The organism is uncultured Campylobacter sp., assembly GCF_937997405.1.
GTDB lineage: Bacteria > Campylobacterota > Campylobacteria > Campylobacterales > Campylobacteraceae > Campylobacter_B.
Map to the genome: position 1 here is coordinate 1 of NZ_CALKTL010000009.1, position 8,269 is coordinate 8,269.

Sequence of the window (8,269 nt, forward strand, 5' to 3'; positions counted from 1 at the left end):
GGGGGGTAGAATTAGCCAAATTTTACCCGGAAAGGATACTAAATGAAAAAATCGCTATTTGCGTTAGCATTTATCGCTTGCTTTGCGTTCGGAGCGTCCGAACTTGAGACGCTAGAAAAAGAGTGCAATGACGGTAATATGAAATCTTGCTTTTTCGCAGCCATCTGGCATAAAGATCCAGCTAAAAGGCATGAGCTATTTAAAAAAGCTTGCGACGGAGGAGAGGATTTGGCTTGTAACGCTGTGATTGCTAAAATAATAAATGAAGATCCAAAGGAGGGTATCAAATTTGCCGAAAGAAAATGCAGTGAGGGAAGCGGAATTAGCTGCTTAAATTTAGGGATGTTATATCATGCTGGAAAATTTGTAGAAAAAAATATAAAAGAGGCGATAAATTATTACGACAAGGCTTGTAATGCTAAGATAGGAGATGCCATCTCTTGCGAAAGTCTAATGAAAATGTATGATGAGGGTAAAGAGGTAAAAATGGATAAATTAAAATCGGGGGTTTATATGAAGAAAGGTTGTGATTTAGGTGATTGTGTCGCGTGCAATAACTTTGCAAATTTTAATTATTACACTATGAAAGATAAAAGCAAAGCCGCGCAGTATTTTAAAAAAGCTTGCGATACATGCAAAGACGATCTTATTTTGCGAGAGTCGGAAATATATAAAGAATCCTGCGATATGTATGAGCTGCTAAAATAGCGCGCCGAGCTGCAGCCGGTACAATACGCGTCGGCGGCGGTTTAAATCCCGCTGCATCTAAATTTAAATCGCGGCGGTATGCTGCTAAGCCCAACGATAAAATTTTAAACTAATCGAATGCTCTTAAAGTAGAATTTAGCGTAAATTTACACGGATCCTGCACAGATTTTAACGCGAGCAAAGCGCTAAAGTAAAGACGCGGCTATCACAAATAAAAGGAGTGCCAAAAGCATAGATTGGCACGCAGCAAAATTTTAAGTTAGAATTACGTAGCCTTATGCGCTTGCGTCTCCGCATGGATCAGGCAATTGCAAGATCGGAATTTACGCAGTCGCAAATATAAAGCTAAAGCTTAGCGCCAATTTTTTGATGTGGAATTTAGAATTTTAAAATTCCTAGAGCTTCGAATTTGGCGCTGAGCCTTGAAATATCGTAGCGATAGAATTTTAAAATTTGCCACCGCATCGCTTTAAAAATATTGCTTGAAAATTTTAATTATGCAGCGTAAAATTTTTCATTTTTGCCGCGACGCTGCGTTTTTCTATAGTTTTTCTATAAAAATTTTGCTCTTTTGCTATGACGATGTGTTTTTCGTCGTAGAATTTCGCGACTTTTTTGACGCGGCATTCTTAACGCGCGATCCTCATTATTTTGCTTGTTAAAATTTAAGCGATAAATCCCACGATGTTAAATTTGCACGACATAAGGCTCTTATCGCTGGCGCCACTTTGAAGCGAAATGAGATAAAATTCTACGTGGCGCAAAAGGCCCCGGTTAGGCTTTACGGTGTCCTTGCATACTGCGCAAAAGTGCGATCTCCTCCGCCCAGAGGCTATCGTCGATCGTTTCTAAAATCAGCGGGATCTCGTCGATGTTCGGGTCGTTCATGATGTTTTCAAACGCCGCGAGCCCCAAAAATCCGCGCCCGAGGCTCTCGTGCCGATCTTTGCGCACGCTAAGCTCATTTTTCGTGTCGTTTAGGTGCATGCCGCTTAAAAATTTATAGCCGATCGCGCGGTCAAACTCGCTCATCGTGCGCTCGTAGGCCTGCGGGCTGCGGAGGTCGTATCCTGCGGCGAACGCGTGACAGGTGTCGATGCAGACGCCGATGCGATCTTTATTTGAAATTTTGTCGATCACGTAAGCGAGCTGAGCGAAATCATAGCCGAGATTGGAGCCCTGCCCGGCGGTATTTTCGAGCACGAGCTTGACGCCACTAGTGTTTGCGATGGCGAAATTTAGCGATCCTGCGATATTATCCAGGCACACTTGAGCTGAAATTTCATTTAGATGCGAGCCCGGATGAAAGTTTAAAAGCTTAAGTCCGAGCGCCTCGCAGCGGCGTATCTCGTCTATGAAGGCGTTTAGAGACTTCTCGCGCTCCGCCTCGCGCGGATGGCCCAAATTTATGAGGTAGCTATCGTGCACCAAGACATGCTCCGCGCCGATGCCGCTTTGCCTCAGCGCGTCCTTAAATGCGGCGATCTCCTCTGCACTAAGCGGCGGCGCGTCCCATCTGCGCTGATTTTTGACGAACATTGCAAACGCGTCCGCTCCGATCTTTGCGGCGTTTAACGGCGCGTTAGAAACCCCGCCGCTAGCACTCACGTGCGCTCCGATCCGCTTCATTTTACCTCCTAAATTTTATTTTACGCCGCACGCGGCAAAATTTCATAAACCCGAGCCGCGCGCGAATTTTATAATTTTAAATGCGCGCTTTTTCTTTCGCACATACGCTGCTTGGTAAATTTCGCCGTAAAGAGTCGGTGCAGAGCGTCAATAAAACCGCGCCGTTTGCGCAGCTTAGGCAGCTACCCAGCCGAGTAATGGAATTTTGACCGCTCGCGTCGTGTTTCGGGCGGCTGCTAGAGCGCATTATTCTCGCGCGCTTACAAACGTGCGCTGCGCGAAATTTTACTCGTTCGCGATTTGCTCGCGCCGCCCTGCGGAGTAGTATTTCACGTGCTACGAATACTCGCCGCGCGAAATTTTACTGTAGCTCGCGGATTTTGATCTTTACGCTGCGTTTTGAGTCGGCGAAGCTTATGGATCTTCCGCCGCCGTCCTTGTCGCGGCAAACCTTATAATCGATAGAGCCGTCTTGCAGGCTTTGCGTGAGGCAACGGCGCTCGTCCGTGTCGCTGCCGCCGAAGATCGGCTTGCCGTCTAGGATTTGGCCTAGAAGCCCGCGGTAGTGCTCGGCGCCGAAGAATTTTTTATTGAAAACGAGCTCGTCGTCGCACGCGCCGTTCATGCAAATTTTATCGCCCTTTAAAACCAGGCTCAGCACGCTGATGCCGCTTGCATAAATTTGAACCTCGGTTTGGTTCTTAAATTTACGCATAAAGCCCGCGTCGCTGGTGCGAGTAATCGGCGAAATGACGGTGAAATTTACAGCTTGCGTGGAAGCGGGCTTGAGTGCGGTGGTAGCGCAGCCTGCGAGCAGAAGCGAAAGTGCAAGCGGCGCCAGAAAAGAGCATTTCATAAATAATCCTTAATTTAAGTTGGGTTTAAGTACGTCTTGAGTAGAATACCGCCTTTAATCTTAATACCAGATTAAGTGGCCCCTTCGTCTAACGGTTAGGACATCGCCCTTTCACGGCGGTAAAACGAGTTCGAATCTCGTAGGGGTCGCCACTTCTAGTTTTAAAATTTTTTGACGCAAATCTTAATTTTTGTAAAATTCTGAAATTTTATCTAACTACTAAATTCTAAAATTATGCGCTTTTGCTGCTTCCTGCGCTACAAAATTCCAAGACTGCAATAAAAATTCTACCTGATAATTTTAAAATTTATCCCCGCCGAATTTACGTAATAAATTTTATGCGGACATATGGAACTTAATGAAATAAAACTCGCAAATTTAGCTCTTTCTAAAAAAAATTCGCTAAATTTATTGAATGCAAAATTTTAAAGAATATGTAAATGAAATTCTAAAAAATCATCCTGGCGAGCGCGTCACGAGCTTTAGTTTCGAGGGTGAGAAATACTGGCTAAAGCAGCCGGAACTGCGCATCCGCGGTGGATTGCTTACGAAAATATTTAAAGCAAATCCGAAAGCCGCTTTCGATTACGAAGCGCTAAAATGCGAGAGCCTGTACGCAGCCGGCGCGCCTGTGCCGCAGCTGGTGCTGCGAGACGAGAGCTTTTTCGTACTCAAAGACGGCGGCACGCCGGTGGACGAGGTGCTAAAAAGCTCGGATGAGGCATCTTGCGTGGCGCTCATTCAGGGCTACGCTGCGGCGTTAGCACATCTACATTCGCGCGGCTTCATACACGGCAGACCCGCACTGCGCGACGTCTTAGTAAAAAACGGCGAGATGAAATTTATAGATTTTGAAAATCGCGGCGAGCGCGGTGATCTGCAAAAAGCCAAAATGCGAGATTTTTTGCTGTTTGTCTATGATCTTTGTCGCGAAGGGCTGAACGAAGGCTTTGTGCGCGCAAGCATTTGCACCTACGCCTCAAGCGGCGGGCAGGATGTAGTGCAAAGTGCGTGGACTACGGTACTTGCGCTGCGTCCGATATATTTTATCGCCAGGCTCTTGCCGCAAAAATTTAAAGATCTAAACGCGCTCGTGCGCACGTTTGAGCTCTGCCTAAAAATAATTGAGGAAAACGATGATCAAAGAAAAACAAAGTAAATTCGTTAAATTTAAATTGGTGATTATACTCGCCTATATGTCTGCTCTGGCGCCACTTTCGACCGATATGTATTTGCCCGCGCTGGAAAAGGTAAAGGCAAGCTTTGCTACGAGCGAGTTTTACACTCAGCTATCGGTTGTGAGTTTTTTCATCGCTTTTGCGCTAGGACAGCTCGTTTATGGGCCGCTAAGCGATAAATTTGGTCGTAAAAAGCCGCTATACGCGGGCATTTTGCTTTTCATATGTGCGTCGCTTGCTTGTGTGAGCTTTGATAGCGTTTATGCGTTTATATTTTTTAGGTTTTTGCAAGCTTTGGGCGGGTGTGCGGGAGTGGTACTTGCGAGAGCTGTAATTAACGATAAATTTGAGTTGCACGAGGCTGCGGCGATGTTTGCGCTGATGATGGTCGTGGGCTCGCTAGCACCGATGCTAGCACCAACTCTAGGCGGATTTGTTCTAGATTTTTTCTCGTGGCAAGCGATTTTTGCGATTTTGTTCGCTCTTGGAATTTTACTTTTTGCATTTATATTTTTCGGACTCGACGAGAGCGCGCAGATAGACGGGACTGCTACACTTAGCGTAAAAGGCGTGCTTGGCGAATACGGCATAATCTTGCGAAATAAAGAATTTATGCGCTATACGCTAGGTTTTGCGGTTGCGATGAGCGCGCTTTTTGCTTATATCACGGGCTCTAGCTTTATATTTTTGGGCTATTATGGGCTGGGCGAGCATGCCTTTGGCGTAATATTTGGCATCAACGCTCTTGGGATGACCCTCGTTTCGGCACTAAATGCCAAACTCGTGCAAAATCGCGAACCTGCGGCTTTATTAAATTTCGGCATAATAGCGATGCTTGCGATGAGCCTGATTTTGCTCGCATGCTCTATGCTTGACCTTCCTTTCATCTGCTTTGAGGCTTCGCTTTTTGTATTGCTTTCGTCCCTTGGCTTTGTTGCGCCTAACGCCACGACGCTTGCGATGGCGCTGTATAAGGACGGCAACTCTGGCGCAGCTTCGGCGGTACTGGGGACTGCGCAATTTGCTATCGCCGGGGCTATTTCGTTTATCGTAGGTGCAGTGGGAGCGAATAAGCCGTTTTTGCTCGCAAGTGTGATGGCGATTTGTGCTCTTTGTGCGAACGCTGTGTATTTTTTATTGCGAGAAAAGAATCAAAAATTTTAATTTTAATATTTTTTAAATTTATCGTTAAGGATTGATTAGCTAGAATTAGCTCTCGTTCTTTCAGTGTAAGAAAGACAATTCGGTAAAAAAGGAAACAAGCCAATGAGCGATATTATCGCATATAAACTTAACGGTGAAATTTACGATACTCAAAGTATCGGCGAGCACACAAGCGAGGCGCAGCCGATATATTTCGATAACTCCGAGGACGCGCTTAAAATTCTGCGCCACTCCTGTGCGCATCTTTTGGCACAGGCGGTGCGCGAGCTTTATGCGGGCGCAAAATTTTTCGTGGGACCTGCGATCGAGGATGGGTTTTACTACGACATCCGCGTCAGCAAAGATAACGGCGAGAAGCTCGGCGAAGAGGATTTAAAGGCGATTGAAAAAAAGATGCGCGCGCTTGCCGAGGCAAATTTAGAGATTAAAAAGATAGCCTCCACCAAAGAGGCGGTTGCAAAAAAATATGCAAACGACGATCTTAAGCAGGAAGTTTTGAAGCGTATCCCCGAAGGCCCGGTTAGCTTATACGCGCAAGGCGAGTTTGAGGACATCTGCCGCGGCCCGCACGTGCAAAATACGAAATTTTTGAAAAATTTCGCCCTTACGCGCATTGCGGGGGCGTATCTCGGCGGCGATGAAAAGCGCGAGATGCTAACTCGCATCTACGGCGTCGTATTTGCCGATAAAGATAGCCTTAAAAAGCACCTTACGATGCTAGAAGAAGCCAAGAAGCGCGATCACCGAAAGCTCGGAGCCGAGATGAAATTTTTTACCTTTGACGAGCAGATCGGCGCAGGACTTCCGATCTGGCTTCCTGCCGGCACGAGGATGCGTATAAAGCTCGAGGAGCGCCTTTATAGGCAGCTTCGCAAGCGCGGCTACGAGCCGGTGCGCGGCCCTGAAATTTTAAAATCCGACGCGTGGAAGATCAGCGGGCATTACAGCAATTACAAAGAAAATATGTATTTTACGACGATCGAGGAGCAAGAATACGGCATCAAGCCGATGAACTGCGTCGGTCACATCAAGGTTTACCAAAGCGAGATCCGCTCATATCGCGATCTACCGCTTAAATTTTGCGAGTACGGCGTCGTGCACCGCCATGAAAAAAGCGGCGTCTTGCACGGACTTTTCCGCGTGCGCGAGTTTACGCAGGACGACGCGCATCTGTTTGTGATGCCGAGTCAGATCAAAGAAAACGTCTATGAAATTTTAGATTTCGTGGGGCTTTTGATGAAAGCTTTCGGCTTTGAATACGAACTTGAAATTTCGACTAAACCGCAAAAGGCGGTCGGCGACGACGAGGTTTGGGAGATCGCGACGAAGGCATTAAAAGACGCGCTTGACGAAAAGGGCTTAAAATACGGCCTAGACGAGGGCGGCGGCGCATTCTACGGGCCTAAGATCGACATCAAAATCACCGACGCGCTCGGCCGAAAATGGCAGTGCGGCACGGTGCAGGTCGATTTTAACCTGCCTGCGCGCTTCGAGCTAGGCTACATCGACGAAAATAACGAAAAAAAGCAGCCTGTGATGCTGCATCGCGCGATTTTGGGAAGCTTCGAGCGCTTCGTGGGGATTTTGCTCGAGCACACCGCGGGCGAGCTTCCGTTTTGGATCTGTCCTACGCAGGTATCGATCGTGCCGATCGGCGAGGCGCACGCAAACTATGCGAAAGAAATTTTAAATTTGCTGCGCGAAGCAGGCATTGACGGCGAAATTTTAGATAAAAACGAAACGTTAAACAAACGAATCAGAACGGCTGAAAAGCAGAAGGTGCCGCTCATCATCGTCCTAGGCGATAATGAAGTTGCGGCTCGTAGCGTGGCCTTGCGCGATCGCAGGGCGCGCGAACAGCGAAATTTAGGGCTGGATGAGTTTTTAAATTTCGTAAAAGCTAAATTAAACGAGGTGAATTTTTGAGCAGAGAGAAAGAGGTTTTTCTAAACGAGGACATTCCGGCTAGCGAAGTCAGGTGCATAGGCGACAACGGCGAGGTTTACGGCATAATTTCAAAGGCGCAGGCGTTGCAAATCGCCGAGCGAGAGGGCGTGGATCTGGTTTTGATAGCGCCCGATGCAAAGCCGCCCGTTTGCAAGGTCATGAACTATAGCAAATTTCGCTATCAGCAGGAAAAAAAGCTCAAAGAGGCGAAAAAAAAGCAAAAAATCATCGAGGTGAAAGAGATCAAGCTGTCCGCCAAAATCGCTCAAAACGACATTAATTACAAAGTAAAACACGCGAAAGAATTCCTTAGTAGCGGCAAACACGTCAAGCTTCGCGTATTTTTAAAAGGGCGCGAGATGTCAAGCCCGGAAATCGGCGTAAATTTGCTCAATAAAATTTGGGACGAATTTTTTGCAGAAGTTGCCGACCGCGATAAAGCGCCCGCGCTGGAGGGTCGCTACGTAAATATGCTGATTACGCCGAAAAAGGCGTAGCGTAAATTTAGCGGTATTTTGCGCCGCGTGCGGCAAAATTTTAAAATTTACGCGCTGTTTTTCCCCGCGGTACAGCGCGTAAATTTAAACTAAATAGCAAAATTTTAAAATTTATACAGGCTAAGTTTATCTCTAAATTTAACCCTTTAAATTTGTATAAAATTTTTCAAATTAAGCCAAACCGAATCTTAAGCGAGTGGCAGAATTTAACTTTAAATTTATCTTGCGTCAATTTAAGCTATAAAATTCCTTAAATTCAAATTTTTCAAAGAAACTTTATTATATACTTC

General features: G+C 46.3%; 7 protein-coding genes and 1 tRNA gene. 6 read left to right on the forward strand and 2 right to left on the reverse strand.

Going from position 1 to position 8,269, the window contains the following annotated elements; all coding sequences use genetic code 11:
- Window positions 1-42 precede the first annotated feature (42 nt).
- Complete coding sequence (locus Q0372_RS00460) at window positions 43-708, forward strand: tetratricopeptide repeat protein (RefSeq protein ID WP_298101335.1); 666 nt, start codon at window positions 43-45, stop codon at window positions 706-708.
- Window positions 709-1,482: 774 nt separating this feature from the next.
- Here the strand turns inward: Q0372_RS00460 and nfo are convergent.
- Window positions 1,483-2,337 (reverse strand): deoxyribonuclease IV, encoded by an 855-nt coding sequence (gene nfo, locus Q0372_RS00465; RefSeq protein ID WP_298101338.1) that lies wholly within the window; start codon window positions 2,335-2,337, stop codon window positions 1,483-1,485.
- A 361-nt stretch (window positions 2,338-2,698) separates the two neighbouring features.
- On the reverse strand, window positions 2,699-3,193 hold the full coding sequence (locus tag Q0372_RS00470) for a hypothetical protein (RefSeq protein ID WP_298101340.1): 495 nt from the start codon (window positions 3,191-3,193) through the stop codon (window positions 2,699-2,701).
- Window positions 3,194-3,270: 77 nt separating this feature from the next.
- On the opposite strand from Q0372_RS00470, the gene Q0372_RS00475 reads away from it, so the two are divergent.
- The 5 genes from Q0372_RS00475 (at window position 3,271) to infC (ending at window position 7,979) form a co-directional block, all read left to right on the forward strand.
- Window positions 3,271-3,345 (forward strand) — tRNA-Glu (locus Q0372_RS00475).
- A 263-nt stretch (window positions 3,346-3,608) separates the two neighbouring features.
- The gene (locus Q0372_RS00480) at window positions 3,609-4,352 is read left to right on the forward strand and encodes a spore coat protein (RefSeq protein WP_298101342.1); all 744 of its coding nucleotides are present in this window, start codon (window positions 3,609-3,611) and stop codon (window positions 4,350-4,352) included.
- A complete protein-coding gene (locus tag Q0372_RS00485; protein WP_298101344.1) occupies window positions 4,330-5,535 on the forward strand; it encodes a multidrug effflux MFS transporter in 1,206 nt (401 codons plus the stop codon). The genes Q0372_RS00480 and Q0372_RS00485 overlap by 23 nt, the downstream gene beginning before the upstream one ends.
- Before the next feature lie 102 nt (window positions 5,536-5,637).
- Complete coding sequence (gene thrS, locus Q0372_RS00490) at window positions 5,638-7,461, forward strand: threonine--tRNA ligase (RefSeq protein ID WP_298101346.1); 1,824 nt, start codon at window positions 5,638-5,640, stop codon at window positions 7,459-7,461.
- Entirely contained in the window at window positions 7,458-7,979 is a 522-nt protein-coding gene (infC, locus tag Q0372_RS00495; RefSeq protein WP_005871062.1) for a translation initiation factor IF-3, read from the forward strand. Before thrS ends, infC begins: the two co-directional genes overlap by 4 nt.
- The last annotated feature ends 290 nt before the right edge of the window (window positions 7,980-8,269 follow it).